The organism is Sporolactobacillus putidus (assembly GCF_014647035.1).
GTDB classification, from domain to species: domain Bacteria; phylum Bacillota; class Bacilli; order Bacillales; family Sporolactobacillaceae; genus Sporolactobacillus; species Sporolactobacillus putidus.
In genome coordinates this window covers 31,304-51,738 of the sequence record NZ_BMOK01000008.1, presented here as the reverse complement: position 1 = coordinate 51,738, position 20,435 = coordinate 31,304, and the positions used below count along the sequence as shown (strand labels likewise).

The following is a 20,435-nucleotide window of genomic DNA, read 5'->3' as shown; positions in this document are numbered from 1 at the left end:
CTACATTCTATATAGCAGGAAAATGCAGAAAATGGTGATGAGAACAGGCTATTTTTTGAACGGAATTTGATTTTGGTTTCAGAAGCCGAGGCAGAGGCTCTAATTATGCTTCTTTTTTCACAAAGTGCGATCCATTGACCTTGGAAGTTAACTATAATACTCGCGCCCAATCTTATATAATGGAACAAGTGGATCCTGAGAACGGCAAGGTTCTTGAACCCTTAGTCCCGGTGTATGAAAAAATATCATTGAGGCAGGGTAGATGCCGGTTCTGCTTTCTTCATAAGACAAATATCGAATAGACGGAGAGATATACTTTGAAGGTTTTATTTTTTATCGGTGAATTTCCCAAACTGTCGGAGACGTTTATTCTGAATCAAATAACCGGAATGATCAGCAGTGGACATGAAGTAACCATCTTTGCGGATCATAAGGAAAACAATTCGAAGGTTCACGAAGATGTTTCTAAATATCATTTAATGTCTAAAGTCCATTACTATGGTTTTGACGGGAATAAGATTCAAAGAAGAGTGTTTTTGCTGGAGCGGTTAATTAGATGGTTTCCTAAAATCCTGTTTGGAAAGAATAGCCTTTCAAACATTAGGCATATCTTAAAGTTTCCCATACTGATTTCTTTCTATCATCAGCTTCACGTCAACAAGATTGGATCGTTTGATGTTATACTCGCCCACTTCGGACCAAACGGTGTCCGCGCACAGGAATTGATCGATTTGGGTTGGTTGAAAGGCCGATTGTTCACAGTTTTTCACGGCTATGATATGATAAAATACCTTAAAACAAATGGAATGGACGCTTATAATAAGCTTTTTGCTTCTGAGAGCGTGCTTCTCCCGATCAGTGAATTCTGGAAAAACAGCTTGATCAGGTTGGGTGCCGATCCTCACAGGACCATTGTTCATCATATGGGTATCGATCTTGAAAAATTTGAATTCAGCCCCCAAATTTATGATCAAGAAATAACGATCCTGTCCGTAGCCCGATTTGTGGAAAAGAAGGGACTGGCCTATGGCTTATTGGCTGTATCTCAGCTGATTAAAAAGGGCTATAAGGTCAGATATATCATCATTGGCAATGGCCCGCTTAAGGCTGACTTGAAAAAAGTGATCGCGGAAAACAACCTTGACGAGCATGTCAAACTTCTGGGATGGAAAACACAAAAAGAAATTGCAGAGCTGATGAAAGCCATGCAAATTGTTTTACTGCCGAGTGTGACGAGCCGGGATGGTGATATGGAAGGCATTCCTGTCTTTTTAATGGAAGCGATGGCTATGGGGAAAATCGTTGTTTCTACCTATCATAGCGGGATACCTGAGCTGATTGATAATCAGAAGAACGGGTACCTGGTTCAGGAAAAAGATATTGATGGATTGGTCGGCGTTCTTGAGTATATCGTGAGGTCTAAAGATAAGTGGACGGAAATAGCGGACAACGCTCGAACAAAAGTTGATAGCGAATTTAATATCCATAAACTTAATGACCGGTTAGTCGAAATCTTTCAGAATGAGCTGAAAAATCATGATGAAGATCTTAAGGAACACAAGTTACCGTTATAAAGAGTGAATGAGTCAGAAAGGCGCTGAAAATGAATCGTGAAACCGCTAATATCAGTCATTATTGCCGCTTATAATGTCGAGCCGTATATTGACCACTGCCTGACCTCAATTTTAAATCAATCCTTAACAAATATTGAAGTCATCGTCGTTGATGATCACTCAACAGATGGCACATTGTTGAAATTAGCTGGCTACAAGGACAAAAGAATAAAAGTTATCGCGAATTCAACGAATTACGGACCGTCTCACTGTCGCAACCAGGCGATGAAAGCCGCGGAGGGAGAGTACTATGCATTTATTGATTCCGATGATTGGATTACAGAAGATCGATTTCAAATTCTTTTGGAGAATATGGATCGGTTAAAGGCGGACTTGATTTCAGACAATCAATTGTGCGTGTACGGCGAGTCTGAAGATCCATGGGGATCGATCTTTGGCGATTTGGAGACGAATGAACGGAAAATAGATCCCGTTTATTACATCGATCAGAGTCTGGGTTTAAAACCAATCATAAGAAGTGATTTCATTAAAAAAAACCATTTGCTTTTTGATGAAAAACTAAAATATGGAGAAGACTACCTGTTTTTTTTCACTTGTCTGCTTCTGGGCGCTGATTTGTGGATATTAAAGGACGGGTATTATTTTTACCGCACAAGAAGGGATTCCTTAATGACCAATAAAGTCGCCCTGTTTCAAAGTACGGTAAAGACAACAGAAGAACTTCTTCTTGATGAACGGGTGATTCACAATAAGCCATTGGTCAATGCGCTGAAAAACAGATTATGCCAAAGAAAGAGAGCGCTGCACTACTTTATGGTCATTGAACCCCTGAATAAGGGAGACTATATCAAAGCTTTGAAAACATTCTTCACGGACATGGAATCTGCAAAAGTCATGCTCACAGAATCGCCTAAAATTATCTTGAGGGGCGCAAAGAAATTATTTAAAAAAATTAGAGCAGTGACTCCTGAAGTCCATAAAAAATAGATCGAACATATAAGCCCTCATATTTGAAAAGAGGAGAACGATGAAAGCTAAGCGAAGCATCCTGAATTTAATCTTTGGCATGGCAAGCATGCTGATAACAGTCGCTTTAGGCATTATTATTCCCAGGATGTTCCTTGTCCACTTTGGGTCTGAGGTCAACGGCCTGATCTCTTCAATCGGGCAGATTATCATCTACCTGTCTCTCCTTGAGGCGGGAGTCGGGGCCGCATCCTTGCAGGCGCTCTATAAAGTGGTGGCAAGAGCTGACAAACAAGATATCAATGAGGTTTTATCGGCAACTCATAATTATTATCAGAAAACGGGACTGTACTATTTCTTGTGCGTGATTGTCATGGCCGTCCTTTACCCTTTGTTTGTGCACTCTTCCATCAGCTGGCCCACGACGATGTCGGTCGTTTTGCTGACGGGGCTCGGCGGAGCCTTTAATTACTATTTTCAGGGAACCTACACGATTTTTGTGGCCGCAATCGGAAAAAGCTACATCAATACGATCATCACAACGACGATCAATATTCTGAGCAGTATCGCAAAGATTGTTCTGATAAAGTTGGGCTACAATGTCGTTATCATTCAAGGGTCCTTTTTTGCACTGACCATGTTTCAGATTGTCATTTATTTGATCTATATTAAAAGAAACTATAAATGGCTGGATTTAAAAAGCCGCCCGAACTTTCAGTCGATTTCGCAAAAAAATTCCGTGATGATTCATCAGCTCTCGACATTGATTTTTAATAATACCGATGTGCTTATTCTGACATTCTTTACGAATTTAAAAGTCGTCAGTGTCTATGTCATCTATAATATGCTTTTTACTGTGATTGACCGGGTAATCGGCACCGTGAACGACAGTATAACGTTTGCGCTCGGACAAACGTTTTATGATAACAAGAAACGTTTTATCATGATGTTTGACACCTACGAAGTGTATTTTATGGCTTTTGTTTTCTCGTTTTATGCTGTAGCTTATATACTCGTACTGCCTTTTATGAGATTGTATACATCGGGAATAAAGGATATCAATTATATTGACTTCTGGCTTCCGGTTCTGTTCGTGACTCTGAAACTGCTGAGCAACGCCAGAACGCCCTCCAATAATCTGATCAATATTGCCGGCCACTTTAAAAAGACACAGTATCGATCGATCCTGGAATCGTCAATTAATATTGTCTGCTCTCTGATCTTTGTTCACTATCTGGGCATGTACGGCGTGTTGATGGGCACGATCGCCGCTCTCTTGTACCGGTCAATCGATATGATCGTGTACGCGAATCAAACAATACTGGACAGAAACCCGTGGCCGACCATAAGAAGGTGGCTGACCGACGTATTGATTTTTTTGCTCATTATTTTTGTTGCGAGCAAAATTAATATTAACCCGCACTCCTATCTTCATGTGATCGGCTGGGCTTGTTTGCTCAGCTTACTGGTCATTCCGATCTATTTAGTGCTCAGTTCGCTGTCTGAAAGGAACGTTTATAAATATGCCAGACAATTGATGATTGAGAACATGAAAAAGATCAAAAAAAGGGTAGGGGCACAAAGCTGATGTACCGGTCAGAGTGTTTTAAGAATTGATGGTTCCACAGCAAAACGCTGCCGGTTTTGAAATGAAAGGATTGGAAACCGATTGGAGGGAATAATTCTTGAGGTTTAATAAGAAAGATCTAGTTAAAATTGATTTTTGGAAATTTGTGCTAAAGAGTTTACTGAATCAATATGCCGAAAGCGCGTCAACACGGGGAAAACGCAAGCTCCTGGGCGGTTTTGGGGGCGGTGGCGAAATATATCCCTCAGCTTCCATTCGCCAGCATCGTCAGATTTTTATTGGCAAGGAAGTGACCATTGGCCCCAAATGTACGCTGTGGCCGGGTACAGGCAAAATAATACTGAAAGATGATGTCTTACTCGGCCCCGGTGTCCAGATTTTCGCATCCAATCATGGATTAAAAAAAGAGGGCATCATCAGGCTGCAGGAATTCGTTTCCGGTGATGTCGTCATAGGATCGGACTGCTGGCTTGGAGCAAACAGTATTATCACAGCCGGCGTCACTCTGGGACAGGGAACAGTTGTCGCGGCAGGTTCGGTTGTAACAAAAGATACACCGGATTATTCGATTGTCGCCGGGGTGCCGGCAAAGATTATCGCCTACAGACAATAAAACGGGTTATAAAAGATCCGGGAATCCGGTATGCCTGCAGAATGGTCTGAAGTAAAAGTATAGGAATGGGCGGTAGATTTAAAGCGCTAGGACGATTGCGGAAAATGCAGTTTAAAGTAATTAACACGGACAGCCCAAATCATTGCAAACACATGGGCGATGTATTGGTGTGTGGATTTTAGATATATTTCCCCAACCAGCTATATAATACTGGCACTTAATTTTATATAATAATAAACGTATACTATAGTAGGAATCATCGTTCTTTTACTAGAGACGGCAAGACATATTCAGTATCTTTTTTTAAAAGGGAGCGTGGTTTTTTGAAGGGGATTATACTTGCCGGCGGCAGCGGGACGCGTCTTTATCCAATCACTCGATCAATTTCCAAACAGCTGCTTCCCATTTATGATAAACCGATGATTTATTATCCTTTATCTGTCCTTATGTTGGCGGGAATCAGGGACATTCTCATTATCTCGACGCCAAAAGATACGCCGCGATTTCAAGAATTGCTCGGCGACGGTTCGGATTGGGGGATCAGCCTTCACTATAAAGTGCAGCCGAGTCCGGACGGTCTGGCGCAAGCCTTTATTCTAGGCGAAGAATTTATTGGCGATGACCATGTTGCCCTCATTCTGGGCGACAATATTTTCTACGGACATGGATTTACCCGCACTCTGCATAAAGCCGCGTCCCAGAAACTCGGGGCGACCGTATTCGGATACAATGTCAAGGATCCGGAACGATTTGGCGTGGTAGAATTTGACGACGAGGGCAAGGTTATCTCGATTGAGGAGAAGCCTGCTGTTCCGAAGTCGACCTTTGCGGTGACAGGACTCTATTTTTATGATAACCAGGTGGTCGACATTGCCAAAAGCATCCGGCCGTCAGCGCGAGGCGAACTGGAAATCACTTCGGTGAATGAGGTCTATCTGAAACAGGGCCTGTTGAATGTGGAACTGCTCGGACGCGGATTCGCCTGGCTGGACACGGGAACGCACGAGTCTTTGCTTGATGCGTCGCTATTCATTCAAACCGTCGAGAAACGGCAGAGTCTGAAAGTCGCGTGTATCGAAGAAATTGCGTACCGGATGGGCTACATTGGCGAAGATCAACTCTATCAATTAGCACAGCCTTTGAAAAAGAACGGCTATGGCAAGTATCTGCTGGATTTAATCAAGGTGCGGGTAAAGTAAGGATCGGGCTTAAAATCCGGTTCGAAGTTTCCTAATTATTGAAGATTAAAATTTAATGGCGGGTGTTGGACTGTGTCAAAGGTAAAAGTAACGGAAACATTTTTAAAAGGCGTCAAAATTATCGAACCGAAAGCCTTCGGGGATAATCGCGGCTTTTTTATGGAAAGTTATAATGAAACGGAACTGGCTGAACAGGGCATTCACATTGAATTTGTTCAGGATAACCAGTCGCTGTCGAGTGAACCGGGGATTGTCCGCGGTCTGCACTATCAGCTGAATCCGAAATCGCAGACGAAACTGCTGCGGGCGCTGACTGGAGCAATACTGGATGTCGTCGTCGATATCAGAAAGGGCTCTCCTACATTCGGCAAGTGGGGCGGCTTTATTCTCAGCGAATACAATCGCCGCCAGCTGCTGATTCCGAAAGGCTTCGCCCATGGTTTCTGCACACTGACGCCCAATGTGAATGTCTTTTACAAGGTCGATGAGTACTACGCGCCGGAACAGGATCGCGGGATCATGTGGAATGATCCGGATATCGGCATTGACTGGCCGGTGAGCGATCCGATCCTTTCGGAAAAGGACAAGCGCCATCCGCTTCTGAAAGATGCGGAGATTAATTTTGAAATGGGAGCTGAAGACTGATGAAACTGCTCGTGACCGGAGGCGCCGGTTTTATCGGCAGCAACTTCGTGCATCATATGCTCCGGTTTCATCCGGACGACACGATTGTAAACTATGATCTGCTCACCTATGCGGGCAATCTGGAGAATTTAAAGGATGTTGAAAATAATTCGAACTATCACTTTGTCCGCGGGGACATCCGCAACCGCGAACTTCTGGACTATATTATTGATCATTTTGATATTGACACGGTCGTGAACTTTGCGGCAGAGTCGCATGTCGACCGCAGCATCACCGAGCCGGACGTGTTTGTCAAAACCAACGTTCTGGGTACGCAAACGTTGCTTGACGTTGCGAAAAGCAGGAACGTGAACAAATACCTGCAGATCTCAACCGATGAAGTATACGGATCCCTCGGGCCGGACGGCTATTTTACAGAAACGACACCGCTCGCGCCGAACAGTCCGTATTCGGCGAGCAAAGCTTCGGCGGATCTCCTGGTCCGGGCCTATTACGAAACATACGGCATGAATGTCAATATCACACGCTGCTCAAACAACTACGGCCCGTATCATTTCCCGGAAAAACTGATCCCGCTGATGGTGACGAACGCGCTGGAAGGCAAAGAACTGCCCGTTTACGGCGACGGCAAGAACATCCGCGACTGGCTCTACGTCGAGGATCATTGCCGGGCAATCGATCTTGTGCTTCACAAAGGGAAGTCCGGAGAAGTCTACAATATCGGCGGGCATAATGAAAAACGCAATATTGATATTGTCGAACGGATTGTCGATACGCTCGGCAAGTCCCGCGACCTGATCAAGCATGTCACCGACCGTCTCGGCCACGACCGCCGCTACGCGATCGATCCGACGAAGATCGAAACGGAACTCGGCTGGGAACCGCAATACACATTTGAGACCGGCATTAAAGAAACGATCCAGTGGTACCTCGATCACGAGGACTGGTGGCGGAAAATCAAGTCCGGTGAATACATGGACTACTACAAAAAGCAGTACGGAGCGAAGAGCTATGTCAAATAAGGTCATCGTCACGGGCGGCCACGGCCAGCTTGGCACGGAACTCGCGGTGATGCTTCAGGAGAAAGGCTACGAAACTTACGGACTTGGTCATCAGGAACTGGACATTACGAGCCTGGATCACGTCCGTAAGGTGTTTCAAGAAATCAAACCCGATGTCGTCTGCCATACGGCGGCTTATACAGCTGTCGATAAAGCGGAATCCGACAGAGACGGAGCATTTCTCGTAAACGCCTATGGTACGCGGAATGTCGCCCTGGCTGCTGAAGAAGCCGGCGCGAAACTGGTTTATGTCAGCACCGATTATGTCTTTAACGGAACGAAAAGCGGTGCCTATTCAGAGTTTGATCCTCCGTCCCCACTGGGAGTTTACGGTCAGTCCAAGTATGCGGGGGAGCAGTTCGTCCGCGATTTTCACACCAAGTTCTTTATCACCCGGACATCCTGGGTGTATGGCCAATATGGCGGCAATTTTGTCAAGACAATGCTGAAGCTTGCCGCTAACCAAGACCGTCTGAAAGTCGTCAATGATCAGAGAGGCTGCCCGACCTTCACAAAGGATCTCGCGGCAAAAATGATTGAACTGTTTCAGACCGACAATTACGGTACCTATCACATCTCCAATTCCGGCAGCTGCACTTGGTACGAATTTGCCCGGGCAATTTTTGAGATCAAAGGGATTCATATTCAGGTCGATCCATGTACAACGGCTGAATTTCCGAGAACGGCAAAACGACCGGAAAACTCGGTATTTGAGCATATGGCATTACGACTTAATGGGTTTGAAGACGTGAGGGATTGGAAGTCGGCTTTGAAAGAGTTTTTAAATCAGGAACACCAATAACTTTAATATGGATAGCATCTAGGTAAATTTATTTCTATTGAATTTAAACGTTCGGAATATTGATCGGACATCTTCTGGAAACAGGAGATGTCCAAAATTATAGAAAAAGACGATATACATAACATATATTTAGAATATTTTTCAGGCATGTGACCACTTTCCAGATTCAGGGTTAAATGTTAAAGTATTGATGTAAAAAGGCGGGTCTAAAATTAGAAGGAGATTGAACGATGCACAAAGTAAAGCTCTTTTTTAAAAATTTTTTTCTCACCCAGAAACTGTATCAATTTTTAAAAAGTGTAAAAAACAATCGAAAGAAAATGAAACGATTAAAAGGGCCTTATCGGTTCATAAACCGTAAAACGGATGCCGAAACTTTATGCGTGATTTTAGCCGGCTATAAAGATTTTTTGTGGCCGAAAGTTTTTGCAAGGATCAAAACTTTCCTTCCAGAGAATATCGACGTCTGTGTCGCATCTTCCGGTCTTTATTCCGATCAATTGGATAAACTGTGCGAGGAAAATGGATGGTCGTATTTGAGTTTACAAAGAAATTGCGTGACTCTGGTTCAAAATATAGCGATTCATTTACACGAACACGCAAAAATGATCTATAAGATTGATGAAGATATTTTTATCACCCGGCATTTTTTTGAAACACTGACGAAAACCTATTCGGATGTTTCAGCGAATGGAAAATACGAAGTTGGATTCGTCGCCCCGTTAATCCCAATCAATGGGTATGGTCACGTTCGTATTCTGGAGAAGCTGCATTTAGTGGATGAATATGAAAAACGATTTGAGAAAGTGAAATACGCGAGCAGATCGGATAGAAAGATTGAGAAAGATCCGGAAGCGGCTAAATTTTTTTGGGGCAAGGATCAAATGTTGGGCAGCATTGACGAAATGGATGAGGAATTCTACAAAGCGCCTTATGAATATCATGCCTGCCCCATCCGATTCAGCATCGGTGCCATCCTCTTTTCAAGAGAATTATGGGAAAACATGGGTATGTTCATCGTTGACAAAGGACCGTGCATGGGGCTGGATGAAGAACAGATTGACAGCTACTGTGTGATGCAATCCAAATCCATGATCATCGCAGAGAATACCGTTGTCGGACATCTTTCATTTGGGCAGCAGAACAAGGAAATCAAAAATTATTTTCTGCAGCACAGCGAGCTGTTTTAAAAATGTTAAGAAGAAACCATATGTTAAAGTGAATTGACACATCCGACTTACCACTGACAAATTCATATTGGAGAAAAAATGGAGGCCGTCTCAAAAGATGGTCTCCTTTTTTTCTCCAATTTCTGAACGGGAATAACCGAGCCGGATTGCTCGAAACGGTCTTTAAACTGCAGGCTAAAAACAGGGGACAGATGTCGATGATTTCGCTTCTTAGACGTTCTATGGATAGCCTTACTGTTTTTTTCCTACATTGCAGAACACTTTTTAATAATGATGTGATTTTGAGTAAAAAAATCCTCCCTATTGAAAGGCGGACAATTGACTGCTCAAAGATTTTAGGCTTTGATCTTAAATGTTGCCACAAGCTGATTGAGCTCATCCGCAATCGTTGAAAGCGCGGTTGCACTGCGGGCTACTTCTTCCGTAGAGGCCGATTGTTCTTCCGTGGCTGCTGAAACATTCTGCGCATTTGAGGATGTTTGAGATGCCAGCTCTTTTATTGGTTGGAATGAAGCGACTGAGTGAGCAGTGGAGGTGGATATATCATGGATCGCAGCTGTCACATTTTTGATTTGTTCACTGACGGTGTTGACGAAAGACTTAATATTGTCGAAGGATGAACCGCTTTGGCTCACTGCTGACATTCCTTTATCGACTTCATGGATTCCGTCTTCCATGGACGTGACGACTTGTTCGGTATCCTGCTGGATGACGGTAAGGATGTCGTTAATCTGATTGGCCGACTGTGCGGATTGTGCGGACAGTTTTTGGATTTCTCCTGCGACAACAGCGAATCCTTTTCCATTTTCCCCGGCTCGGGCCGCTTCGATGGATGCGTTTAACGAAAGAAGACGGGTTTGGTCCGCAATATCATTGATGACATGGATAATCTCGCCGATTTCCTTGGACTGTCTGCTTAAGTTATTGACCATTTGGGATAGGTTGCTCATTTTTTCCTTAATCGTTCCCATTTGATTCGCCGTAATTTGCAAGGCATCTTGCCCGTTTTGCACGATCTGACTGGATTCATCCGATGTCCGGGCAAGGTTACTGGTTCGCTCGGTGATCGAGCCGACGGCCTGATTAACGGCCTCTGCTTCTTCGACAAGTCTTTCCACATTGTTCGCCTGTTCGTCGGCGGCTAGGGCGATCTCTTGAATCGAACGGGAAATTTCATCGGAGGTTGCTTTATTTTCCTCAGTAGAAGCGCTCAATTCTTCTGAAGACGCGGCCAGCATTTCCGATTTGCTTCCAATCGTACGGACCACATTTTTCAGCGAGCCCATCATGTGATTGACACTTACGCTTAACTGAGCGAACTCTCTATTGGATGTGGTTTCCGTATCCATTCCCTGAGTAAAGTCGTTCTTGCTGATTTTCTCGAAAACGCTCACCATCCTGGCCGTCGGTTTCAGCACATATTTTCTGACGATCAGCCAGACGAGCACAGTAACAATGATGATGGTGATTAAGGCAAAAAGTCCGACATTCACCAGAAGCGGCACGACCATGTTATCAATCTCGTTAAGGTTCATTGTGCCGCCGATTTTCCATCCGGTCAGCTGGTTGGTTACAAAATAAACGTGCTGGTTATTCTGAAAAAGGCTGCCGGATGACCGTCCGGCAAATTCTCTGATCAGAGCGGAAGGAGCTTTGCCACCGCTTTTCGCCTGGCTGTTGACTACCCAGGCATAGTTATTATCGAGCAGAAAAGCGTGCCCGGATTCTCCCACTTTGACCTGATTGACAATTGCGCTGATCTTGCTAAGCTTGAGGTCCATTCCGATTACACCGGTTCCGTCAGAGGTGGTTTCCGCAATAGTGACCGTCATCGCATTGGACCCGTCAGATGAAAGATAAGGGGCTGTAATGACCGGCTTCCCGGGATACTGCATCGCAAGTTTGTACCATGGACGGGTACGGGGATCTAGACTTTTTGGAATTTTGGCTGTTGCAGGAAGGAAAATCAGTGCACCCTGCCGGTTTGCCAAATAAAGGGCTGCTTCATCCTGATCGACCCCCTGCACGGTGCCAAGTGTGCTTTGTATATCCTTAGGGTTATCCGTTTTGCCGGACAGACTGTCACTCAGCTGCGTGACGATATGTGTCTTTCCCTGAATAAACTGCGTCAGGTTCTTGTCCAGAAATCGCAGACTGTTTGCTGCGCTGCTGTCCAGTTGTGCCTGAGAAGACGCTTGAACATCCCTGTAGATGAATAGGCCAATCAGAAGATCGGGAATAGCGATAATGACAATGATAAATAGAACGGCAAGGGTACTAAGGCCGAGAGAGCGGTGCTTGTTTTTCTTTAAATGTAACACTTGTATACCTCCACAAGATATTAAGAATGGGGCATGGCTGCTTACCATAATAAATTAAGACACTCAACATTCACTAATATCGTACAAGGACGGTTATTGTTTAATAGTCAGCGGAAATTTTCTTCTAAAGATGAAGCAGTTTTACCGCCTTTTTTGGGGAAAAGATAGATCTATAAGGGGGATTTTAAGCATATAAAAAAAGCCTCCTTGTTCGGTATGCTCCAGAGTTAGAGGTTAATAGAAACAGTAGATAGCCGGTAAGTGAAAGCAGCCACTGCAAGAATGCTTTTATTTGACTTATCCTTTCTTAATCAGTCTTTGAACTGTTTCAGCAAGGATTGATAGGGATTGATCGGATAGGTGTTTTTGGTCACGTGTAGATTATCATGATCATTCACAACAATATAGTTCTTTCCTTTGTATGAAATAACATCCCCTTTTTTATAGTGCGATTTTTTACATTCTACCTCCGTTTCTTTTGCTATGTACCATGATGTTCTTGACGTGTTGACGTACGAAATAATTTTCATTTTTCTTTTCATTAACCAATCATCCTTCGAATCTAATGTCAGTCTTGATGTTATTCACTCCGCGAAGAATGGATGACACTCCATAAAATTAAAACATGATTTCGGCAAGACAACACAACCACAAAAAGAAATGCCTTTTATATGATAGCGAAATCAGATCGAAAAAATCAACTGTCTGGTGATAAAAGAAGGGATGAATGGGCTCCTTTAACAAGGTCCGGGATGAAAATTTATCCCGGCTTTTTTCGTGAGATTTGGTTGAATTTCTGCTATTCAATACTGGACTATTCACTTTCAGGAAGAGAAAATGGACGTGATCCGGCAGCTTAATGAAAACGGAGTCTTCCTTTTAAAAGGCATTGTCAGCACCGCTTCTAAAGAGCTGAGCACTTCAGAGGCCAGCATCTATCGATATTTGGAAAAGATGCTTTACTGAAATTTCTCGCATTGTCCGTGAGGGAAAGAGCCGATACAAAAAACGGTTATGGCGATAGGGTAGTCATGCGCCTGGAACAATATGAAGCGATTCAATCGGCAGACCGAATCGGCAGAGCATTGCACGAGGCAGATCAACAGGCTTCTCAGGATTCTGCCCGTTATGATTTTTCCGATGTGTTCCAAAAAAAGCGCCAAAAACTAACCGATAAAGTGGGCCGAAAAAATACGTGAAATCGTTTTTCTGTCCTTTGCTGTGCAGGATGATGGATAGAAATACACTCTATTTTACATGGAAGCCGAGATATATAAAACTGCTGAGCAGTAAAGGGGCGCTGAAAAGCGTCCCTTTTACTGCAAACAGACTTAAAGATTATGGGTTAAAATCGCATTTTGAGAGAATACTTCAGACGCAAGCATCATTCCCGACTTAAATCCGTCAGAAAAAGACTCAGCGCTGATCACGGAAACCAACTTTCGAAACAGTTCGCTTAATAGCTTAAGACGCTTCTAATCATTCATCAGCATTTGTTCTTATTTTGGAGCAACTTTTTGTGATTTAGGATTAACTTTTACTCATTTCGGAGCAACTTCATCCGGATTCGGATGAACTGTAATCCGGAGATGCGTAAGTTTTTGGATGATTTGCAGATTTGCCTGTCCGGTTTAGATTACTCGACCTTCCCGACATATGCCGGATGGAATTCGCCCTCTTTATAAATGATTTTCGTTATACTGGCATTGGGGACATGATCTGCATCGATATTGCCGATGACGCGCAGTAAAATGCTGATGAACAGCGAGTGGCTGACGAGCAGAATCACCGAGCGGTCGGATTTCTCAAGCTCTTTAAGCAGGAGGAGGACTCTGACTTTGACATCATCGAAATTCTCGGCGATTTTTAAGGTATCCAATTTCTTAATTCCTTCTAGAGCAAGGATTTTTTCGGCGCTTGGAAAGGAATCTGTGAAATCCGGCTTGCCGATAACCCGGCCCACCTCGTGCCACATGTCTTCACTGCTTCCACCTTCGAATCTTCCAAAAGAAGTTTCCCGAAGAAGAGGCGTCTCGTGAAGATCAACTGTGTTATTGTTCGACTGGTCAAGAATAATATTTGCTGTTTTTCGGGTCCGGCCCATGTCGCTGATCCAGGCAGCATCGAAAGTTGTGTGATTTTTTCTGAACATTTTGCCGACACGTTCAGCCTGGGCGATACCCGTCTCCGTCAACAGCGAGTCACACCATCCCTGCACTTTGCCGGTTTTGTTAAAAAAGGTTTCTCCATGTCTGACAAGATATATCGTTTTCATCTCAGATAAACTCCTCCGGAATTTATGGCTCGTTTTGTGATTGCCTGCAACAGACAGTTATTGTACTGCTTGTTTCACGGCCCGCAAAATACACTATAGCAAAAGATTGAGTATTTTTCTATGCCGGATGACGCGCTTTGAAATAAGGATGGACAGTGAATAATAAAAAGGAAGCCAACATGAATGGCATTCAGTTTTAATGGCACCTGAATCCCGTTTTTCACACAGGCAGAAATGAACTTTTACGAAAGGTGACATGTGTGTTAGAGTAAGCATGGATCCATAGATACTTGCGGCTTAATTAAGCTGTACTTTTAATGTACATACCATGTGCACCCTTTTTATACGTTTTTGGAGCGATAGACTCGGTGCTTCGATAATGTTAAGTTGTCGATATCCCGGGATTTTATCGTCTGATTTGTGATGTATCGATGGAGGGAAGCCCTATTCTTATATTCTTTGAAGTTATTTTGCCAGTGTTTCTCATTTTTGTCAGCGGTTTTATCTTGCAGAGAATCTTTATGCTGGACTTGAAACCGATCTCGACGCTCGCGGTTTATCTCCTGCTGCCGTTTCTGGTTTTTGAGACATTCTATACAACGCCTTTAAATCTCAGTTTCTTCTATATTACTATTACATCCGTTCTGATTATGATTATTCTGATCGTGCTGGGGATTGTGGCCGGCAGATTTCTGAAATTTGATAAGAAGGATGAAAATGCGTTTCTGCTGTCGACCATTTTTCCGAACAGCGGAAATTACGGTATTCCGATTATTTTGTTTGCGTTCGGGAAACAGAGTCTGGCTTATGGTATGCCGCTGATGATTATTCATGCGATTCTGATGGGCATTGTCGGTGTTTACATTGCGGCGAATGGCCGGGGCGGCGTGAAAATGTCGGTTGAGACGGTTTTGAGGCAGCCGTCGAACTATGTGATTATTCCCGCCATTTTGCTTCAGCAGTTTCATATTCACCTACCGGCAAATCTTTTCGCAAGCATTCAACTTGTCGGCAACGCGACAATTCCCGTAGTGATGATTATACTTGGGATGCAGCTGGCCAATGTCACGATCCGGAAGATGAAGTGGGGGCGGATCAGCTGGGCTACTTTGATTCGGCTGATCCTCTCGCCGGCCATTGCCTATGGTGTGTGTCTGCTTTTTCCGATGAGCGATCTGCTGAGAAATGTCATCGTCGTTATGTCGGCGATGCCGAGCGCGGCCAATACGACACTGTATGCCATTCAATTCGATGCAAGGCCGCAATTTGTCTCAAGCTGCACGCTGATTACAACCATTTTTAGCATTCTGTCGCTGACCGTCTTGTTAAACATTCTTTAGGCTATTGACTTGGCACAAGTTCGGTCCAATGATCAACCGTTTGGGCTTACTTCATGCAATGTATTCATCCATAGGCATATATGCATGAATCCTTTGAATTGATAAAAATTAACAATTTGACTATAATATGGGCATGTATCTTAGAAGAGTTTCCCGAAAAAATAAAGATGGCAGTGAAGTGGCTTATCTGCAACTGGCGCATAATGAGTGGGATCCCGTGACCAAATACGCCAAGGCGAAGGTGATCTATTCTTTTGGGCGTGAAGACCAGGTTGACATGGACGCGCTCAAACGGCTGGTCGACAGTATTTCTCGGTATCTCTCCCAAAGAGACGCTTCGGACACTGAAATCAACAATCCAGAATTCGGTTCCCATCTTTAAGCCGTTCTGTAATAGACGGGTACTTAAGCACTGTATTTGAAAATGCCGCTTATTTCCGGATTGAATGAGAGACGTGATGATTTTTCTTTTCTACATTCTTGAATTATAAGAATTGACAAACGCTTCTGATTGAAAATAAATAGTCCGTCTGCCCGCTGACCTTGTCGTCAGTGGACAGACGGTTTTTTTTTATGCTTGATTGAGAGTACGCAGATAATAAATAGGCTGCTTAAAATTATTAGTACGCAATAGAAACAGAAACTGTGCAACAGTTTAACAGAAAGGAGAATGTGAAAAATTTCGGAACCCTTTTTGTCTGCTTAGGCGTAACCTTTTTTGATTTCGGATTAACTTTTTTCTGTTTCGGAATAATTTAATCGGGATTCGGAGCCGTTTTCAAAATTGGAAGAATCCTTTTTATTCCTGATAGAACACGCCTTCGAAATCGATATCAAAGCCGACCTGCCTGCTTGCGGCGGAATAAAAATTAACGACCAGATTGTTATTGACCATTTTTAGATAGGGAGCAGCCGTTACGCCATTGCTTGCGTTCCACTGGTGGTTGATGGTCAGAGAGTGGTTGCTGTACGTAACGTCAGCCGTAAAGTAGATACGATCATAGTTATTCGCATATTTGAGGACCAGTTTTCCGTCAAAGGCGGTTGGAAGTTTGAACAGGGTGTAATCCGTATAGCCGTTATTGGGTGCCGTGACCGCAGCCTTTTTAAATGAAAACCCTTCCAATGTTGTTCCTTGATAGCCCTGCGTGCCCGTATACTGAAGGATCGCTGCCGGTTCGGTCAGTGAAATGATCTTTCCGAATCGTGATCCAGGTCCGCCTTGGGCCAGCGTCGGACAATCTTTGGCAAAAATCGTTCCTGACGTTCTGCCGGTCCATAAGGATACGGCTGTATTGCAATCAAGAATGCTGCAGCCATCGATATGGTGAACAGCATCGGCTCCAAGATCAAGCCCGCGATCAAATCCCTCTACAATGTTGCCGGTCAGTGTACTGCCGGTCAGCGTTCCCCTTGGGTCGTACACGGCATAAATGCCGCTTCCTGTGTGGTCGCTTGCCAGTTTTTTAATGTGGTTGTTCGTTAAAATGACCGGTTTTGCGCCTGTCTGATTCAGGAGACGGACGCCATCCCGCAAGCAATCCTTGATGACGTTATTGGAGACAATGACTCTTTCCTGAGCGTCTTCAATGTGTACAGCCTCATTTCGTGAATGTTCGATAATATTCCCGCTCACAACAATATCTTTTCCCCTAGCGATACCGACCGCAAACCCGGCGGTAGCCGCAGTGCTGTCGCCGAGGGCGTTGATTGAATTGCCAATAATTTTAATACCGCTGAAGTTGCCGGCGGTTGTGTTTATCTCAATGGCATCCGCGCCGGCTTTGATACTGCTGTTGCTGATTTCAAGGTTACTGCCTTGGGCATTGTTGTTGAGAAGGATTCCGTATCCGCCCGCCGTGACTTTCGCATCTTTAATTTTTAAGTCAGACCTGGACCCATTCGTATAGTAGCCGTGGAAGGGTGTATTGATCTCAATTCTTTCCATATTCGCCGCGTCAAATTGAACATTTGCATCGGGAACCACTTGGGCACCGTTGATTCCGATCAAATGATAGTTGCTTGGAAGATCGATGTTTGATTTGATTTTATACACTTTGTCTAACAGGACGGTTACGGGATTAGAGCCGTAGGCCGTTATTAAACGATTGAATGCGGGGGCGTCATCGGTAACGCCGTCGCCGACCGCACCGAACTGAGATATAGTGACGGGGTACTCCGATACCCGACTGACAGTGGATTCAATATCGGAATAATAGCCAGATATTCTGTCCGTGAAGTTTTTCATAATATCTGCTAGTTTTTCCATATTAATCACCTCTTTGCTCGTTTCTGTATAGTATATGTTTCGCATATTGTCCAGCTTGTACCCTTGCATCAACATAGGGAAATTGTTCGTTCATCATGTAATGAAGCTGTTACGGCCTATTCTGTAAGATATCTATTAATAAGAGAAGGGATAGACAGATTTTCAGCGGCATAGGGTGAAAGAGTTTTGAATGCGGAGAGGACAGGCAGCAGCTGGATCGTGAAGCCACAGCAACTAGAAGAGCAGGAGCGTATCTAATGAATTTTTCAATGAACGGGATCTGACGGATCGTGAAGCGCTCACTCTTAAATTTGGAGGAAGAATATGAAAGAGGCCATTAGTTTAAAAGACATTTTCCACATGTTGAAGAAGCAGTTGTTGATGATTATTACCGTCACTTTGCTTGCGGGAGCCGCCGGGGCGCTTGTCACCCACTATCTGATGAAACCGAAATACGACGCGTCCACCCGTATTCTTGTCAATCAGTCAAATGCGAATCAGTCAACGCTCTATGACACAAACGCGCTCCAGACCAACGTGCAGCTCGTGAATACGTACAGCGTGATCATCGATGATCCCACCGTGCTGAACCAGGTGATTCGGAATCTTAATCTGAATATGACGGCGGGACAGCTGCAGGGGATGCTGACGGTAAACACGGTTCAAAATTCACAGATTTTTTCGCTGACTGCGGAAACAGGAAGTCCTGAGCTTTCCGTCCGTATCGTCAATGGCGTGGCCGACGTTTTCAAAACACAGGTTCAGAAAGTGATGAAAGTGGATAACGTCAATGTGCTTTCACCGGCGGAACTGGCCGCAAGCTCAACTCCGGTCAAACCCAGGTTGATGATGAATATCGCTATTTCAATCGTTATCGGCCTGATCGCATCGGTCGGACTCGCCTTTCTTTTGGATTATCTGGATAACACGATCAAGACTGAAGAAGATGTGGAACGGAAGCTCGGGTTTCCGGTCATCGGAGCCGTCTCCCATATCGGCAGATATCGGGAAATCAAACCGGAATCATTCGCCGCCGCGGCGAACTGTGAACGACTCATCGGGGGTGAACACGTTGAGGCAAAGTAAAATTCTGGATAAAAGACCGCGAAGCCTGGTTGCTTATTATAAGGAAAAATCGTCATTCGCCGAACAGTATCGGAAAATCCGGACGAACATTGAGTTCTCCAAAGCAGGCGGCGGTCTGAAAGCGATCATGGTGACTTCATCGGGTTCGAATGAGGGAAAGTCGACCACGGCGGCCAACCTGGCCGTGGTCATGGCTCAGCAGGGGAGGAAAGTCCTGCTGATCGATGCGGACATGCGCACGCCGAGTATGCACTATACCTTTCATTTACCCAATAGAGACGGCCTGACCACGCTGTTGACAAAGAACAGCAGATTTGAAGATATTGCGCAACAGTCGGGCATTGGCAACCTTTCAATCCTGACGAGCGGACCGGTTCCGCCGAACCCGGCCGATCTGCTCAGTTCAACGGAGATGGCCGGGTTCGTCAACCGATTCCGGAATCTGTTCGATGTGATCATTATCGATTCTCCGCCGATTCTTGATGTGGCGGATGCCCAGGTGCTGGCCAATCTTTGCGACGGCACTCTGCTCGTCGTAAGAAGCGGATCAACGGAAGTCGATGATGCTAGAAAAGCGGCGGAATGCCTGTCAGAAGCAAAGGCCAGGATTCTCGGCGTTGTTCTTAATGATTTGAAAGTGACAAAGAAAGAGCGAAAAGGCCGCAGTTACAGGGCGGGATGATAGAAAGGAGGAAGCATCGCCGCAGAAAACAGCGGCATTCTATTGACGGAAAAAAGGGGCAGGCTTCTTGTTATATTGGCGTTTATTTCTGACGGAGGGATAAAGATGGCCTTATCAAGGGTACAAACAGAAATTCAGACTCCTTATAACGCTGGAATCAGCAAAAGTTCAGAAATGCTTAGTGAAAAATTAAAGGATCAAAAAGTTTATGAACTGGCCAAAAGAGTTTTGGATCTGTTCTCTGCATTTATTGGGCTCATATTACTGTCACCCGTTTTTCTCATCGTTTCTCTGATGATTAAATGGGACGATCCGCACGGAGAAGTTTTTTTTAAACAAATTCGTATCGGGAAAAACGGCAGAAAATTTTATATTTACAAATTTCGTTCGATGGTTCCGAATGCCGAACAAATGTTGGACGGCCTTGCTGATCAGAACGAGACAACGGGAGCTATGTTCAAGATGAAAAAAGATCCGCGGATCACCAGGGTGGGCCGTATTCTTCGCAAAACGAGCATTGACGAACTCCCCCAACTGGTCAATGTGCTGAAAGGGGAGATGAGCCTGGTCGGTCCGCGGCCCCCTCTCCCGAGAGAAGTTGAGCAATACTCGGGATACGACTTGCAGAGACTGCTTGTCAAACCCGGATGCACGGGACTCTGGCAAGTCAGCGGGAGAAGTGACCTCGGCTTTGATCAAATGGTGAAACTGGATCTGCACTATATTCAGCACAGAAGTATTGCGAATGATTTTAAATTAATTTTGAAAACGCTGTTCCAACTGCTCGGTTCAAAAAATGCCTACTGATAAGAAGGAGGTTTCCG

Annotated in this window: 19 protein-coding genes and 1 pseudogene; 16 read left to right on the top strand and 4 right to left on the bottom strand. The window is 44.5% G+C overall.

What is annotated here, in order from left to right:
- Positions 1-317 precede the first annotated feature (317 nt).
- From IEX81_RS10440 to IEX81_RS10400, 9 genes are all read left to right on the top strand, one after another.
- Positions 318-1,574 carry a glycosyltransferase gene (locus tag IEX81_RS10440; RefSeq protein ID WP_188803056.1) on the top strand — a complete coding sequence of 419 codons (1,257 nt, stop codon included), beginning with the start codon at positions 318-320 and terminating at the stop codon, positions 1,572-1,574.
- Positions 1,575-1,610: 36 nt separating this feature from the next.
- Positions 1,611-2,561 carry a glycosyltransferase family 2 protein gene (locus IEX81_RS10435; protein ID WP_188803054.1) on the top strand — a complete coding sequence of 317 codons (951 nt, stop codon included), beginning with the start codon at positions 1,611-1,613 and terminating at the stop codon, positions 2,559-2,561.
- Positions 2,562-2,601: 40 nt separating this feature from the next.
- Positions 2,602-4,128 (top strand): lipopolysaccharide biosynthesis protein, encoded by a 1,527-nt coding sequence (locus IEX81_RS10430; RefSeq protein ID WP_188803052.1) that lies wholly within the window; start codon positions 2,602-2,604, stop codon positions 4,126-4,128.
- Positions 4,129-4,225: 97 nt separating this feature from the next.
- Positions 4,226-4,741 carry an acyltransferase gene (locus IEX81_RS10425; RefSeq protein ID WP_188803049.1) on the top strand — a complete coding sequence of 172 codons (516 nt, stop codon included), beginning with the start codon at positions 4,226-4,228 and terminating at the stop codon, positions 4,739-4,741.
- Positions 4,742-5,064: 323 nt separating this feature from the next.
- Positions 5,065-5,940 (top strand): glucose-1-phosphate thymidylyltransferase RfbA, encoded by an 876-nt coding sequence (gene rfbA / locus IEX81_RS10420; RefSeq protein WP_188803047.1) that lies wholly within the window; start codon positions 5,065-5,067, stop codon positions 5,938-5,940.
- Between the two features lie 72 nt (positions 5,941-6,012).
- The gene (gene rfbC, locus IEX81_RS10415; protein ID WP_188803045.1) at positions 6,013-6,585 is read left to right on the top strand and encodes a dTDP-4-dehydrorhamnose 3,5-epimerase; all 573 of its coding nucleotides are present in this window, start codon (positions 6,013-6,015) and stop codon (positions 6,583-6,585) included.
- Positions 6,585-7,607: a dTDP-glucose 4,6-dehydratase gene (rfbB, locus tag IEX81_RS10410; protein WP_188803042.1), complete on the top strand. Its 1,023-nt coding sequence runs from the start codon at positions 6,585-6,587 to the stop codon at positions 7,605-7,607. Before rfbC ends, rfbB begins: the two co-directional genes overlap by 1 nt.
- Positions 7,597-8,448 carry a dTDP-4-dehydrorhamnose reductase gene (gene rfbD / locus IEX81_RS10405; RefSeq protein ID WP_188803040.1) on the top strand — a complete coding sequence of 284 codons (852 nt, stop codon included), beginning with the start codon at positions 7,597-7,599 and terminating at the stop codon, positions 8,446-8,448. The genes rfbB and rfbD overlap by 11 nt, the downstream gene beginning before the upstream one ends.
- A 230-nt stretch (positions 8,449-8,678) precedes the next feature.
- Entirely contained in the window at positions 8,679-9,638 is a 960-nt protein-coding gene (locus IEX81_RS10400; protein ID WP_188803038.1) for a hypothetical protein, read from the top strand.
- Between the two features lie 335 nt (positions 9,639-9,973).
- Here the strand turns inward: IEX81_RS10400 and IEX81_RS10395 are convergent, their stop codons facing one another.
- Together IEX81_RS10395 and IEX81_RS10390 are read right to left on the bottom strand one after the other, a co-directional pair.
- The gene (locus IEX81_RS10395; RefSeq protein ID WP_188803036.1) at positions 9,974-11,959 is read right to left on the bottom strand and encodes a methyl-accepting chemotaxis protein; all 1,986 of its coding nucleotides are present in this window, start codon (positions 11,957-11,959) and stop codon (positions 9,974-9,976) included.
- 311 nt (positions 11,960-12,270) lie between these two features.
- Positions 12,271-12,501 (bottom strand): hypothetical protein, encoded by a 231-nt coding sequence (locus IEX81_RS10390; RefSeq protein WP_188803034.1) that lies wholly within the window; start codon positions 12,499-12,501, stop codon positions 12,271-12,273.
- Between the two features lie 295 nt (positions 12,502-12,796).
- Between IEX81_RS10390 and IEX81_RS10385 the strand changes: the two genes are divergently transcribed.
- Positions 12,797-12,925 (top strand): helix-turn-helix domain-containing protein, encoded by a 129-nt coding sequence (locus IEX81_RS10385; protein WP_188803032.1) that lies wholly within the window; start codon positions 12,797-12,799, stop codon positions 12,923-12,925.
- Positions 12,926-12,990: 65 nt separating this feature from the next.
- Positions 12,991-13,158, top strand: coding sequence for a hypothetical protein (locus IEX81_RS16590; RefSeq protein WP_229727562.1), 168 nt, complete (start codon positions 12,991-12,993; stop codon positions 13,156-13,158).
- 437 nt (positions 13,159-13,595) lie between these two features.
- Here IEX81_RS16590 and IEX81_RS10375 read toward each other — a convergent pair whose 3' ends face one another.
- Positions 13,596-14,234, bottom strand: coding sequence for a histidine phosphatase family protein (locus IEX81_RS10375; protein WP_188803030.1), 639 nt, complete (start codon positions 14,232-14,234; stop codon positions 13,596-13,598).
- Positions 14,235-14,665: 431 nt separating this feature from the next.
- On the opposite strand from IEX81_RS10375, the gene IEX81_RS10370 reads away from it, so the two are divergent.
- Positions 14,666-15,574, top strand: a complete 909-nt coding sequence (locus IEX81_RS10370; protein WP_188803028.1) for an AEC family transporter — start codon at positions 14,666-14,668, stop codon at positions 15,572-15,574.
- 133 nt (positions 15,575-15,707) lie between these two features.
- Positions 15,708-15,911 (top strand): annotated as a pseudogene (locus IEX81_RS10365) (IS1634 family transposase N-terminal domain-related protein); the annotation flags it as partial.
- A 462-nt stretch (positions 15,912-16,373) separates the two neighbouring features.
- Here the strand turns inward: IEX81_RS10365 and IEX81_RS10360 are convergent.
- Positions 16,374-17,843 (bottom strand): right-handed parallel beta-helix repeat-containing protein, encoded by a 1,470-nt coding sequence (locus IEX81_RS10360; RefSeq protein WP_188803025.1) that lies wholly within the window; start codon positions 17,841-17,843, stop codon positions 16,374-16,376.
- Positions 17,844-18,167: 324 nt separating this feature from the next.
- Here IEX81_RS10360 and IEX81_RS10355 point away from each other — a divergent pair, with 324 nt between their 5' ends.
- From IEX81_RS10355 to IEX81_RS10345, 3 genes are all read left to right on the top strand, one after another.
- On the top strand, positions 18,168-18,929 hold the full coding sequence (locus IEX81_RS10355; protein WP_188803023.1) for a YveK family protein: 762 nt from the start codon (positions 18,168-18,170) through the stop codon (positions 18,927-18,929).
- On the top strand, positions 18,916-19,611 hold the full coding sequence (locus tag IEX81_RS10350; RefSeq protein ID WP_188803223.1) for a CpsD/CapB family tyrosine-protein kinase: 696 nt from the start codon (positions 18,916-18,918) through the stop codon (positions 19,609-19,611). Before IEX81_RS10355 ends, IEX81_RS10350 begins: the two co-directional genes overlap by 14 nt.
- 105 nt (positions 19,612-19,716) lie before the next feature.
- On the top strand, positions 19,717-20,418 hold the full coding sequence (locus IEX81_RS10345; protein WP_188803021.1) for a sugar transferase: 702 nt from the start codon (positions 19,717-19,719) through the stop codon (positions 20,416-20,418).
- Positions 20,419-20,435 lie beyond the last annotated feature (17 nt).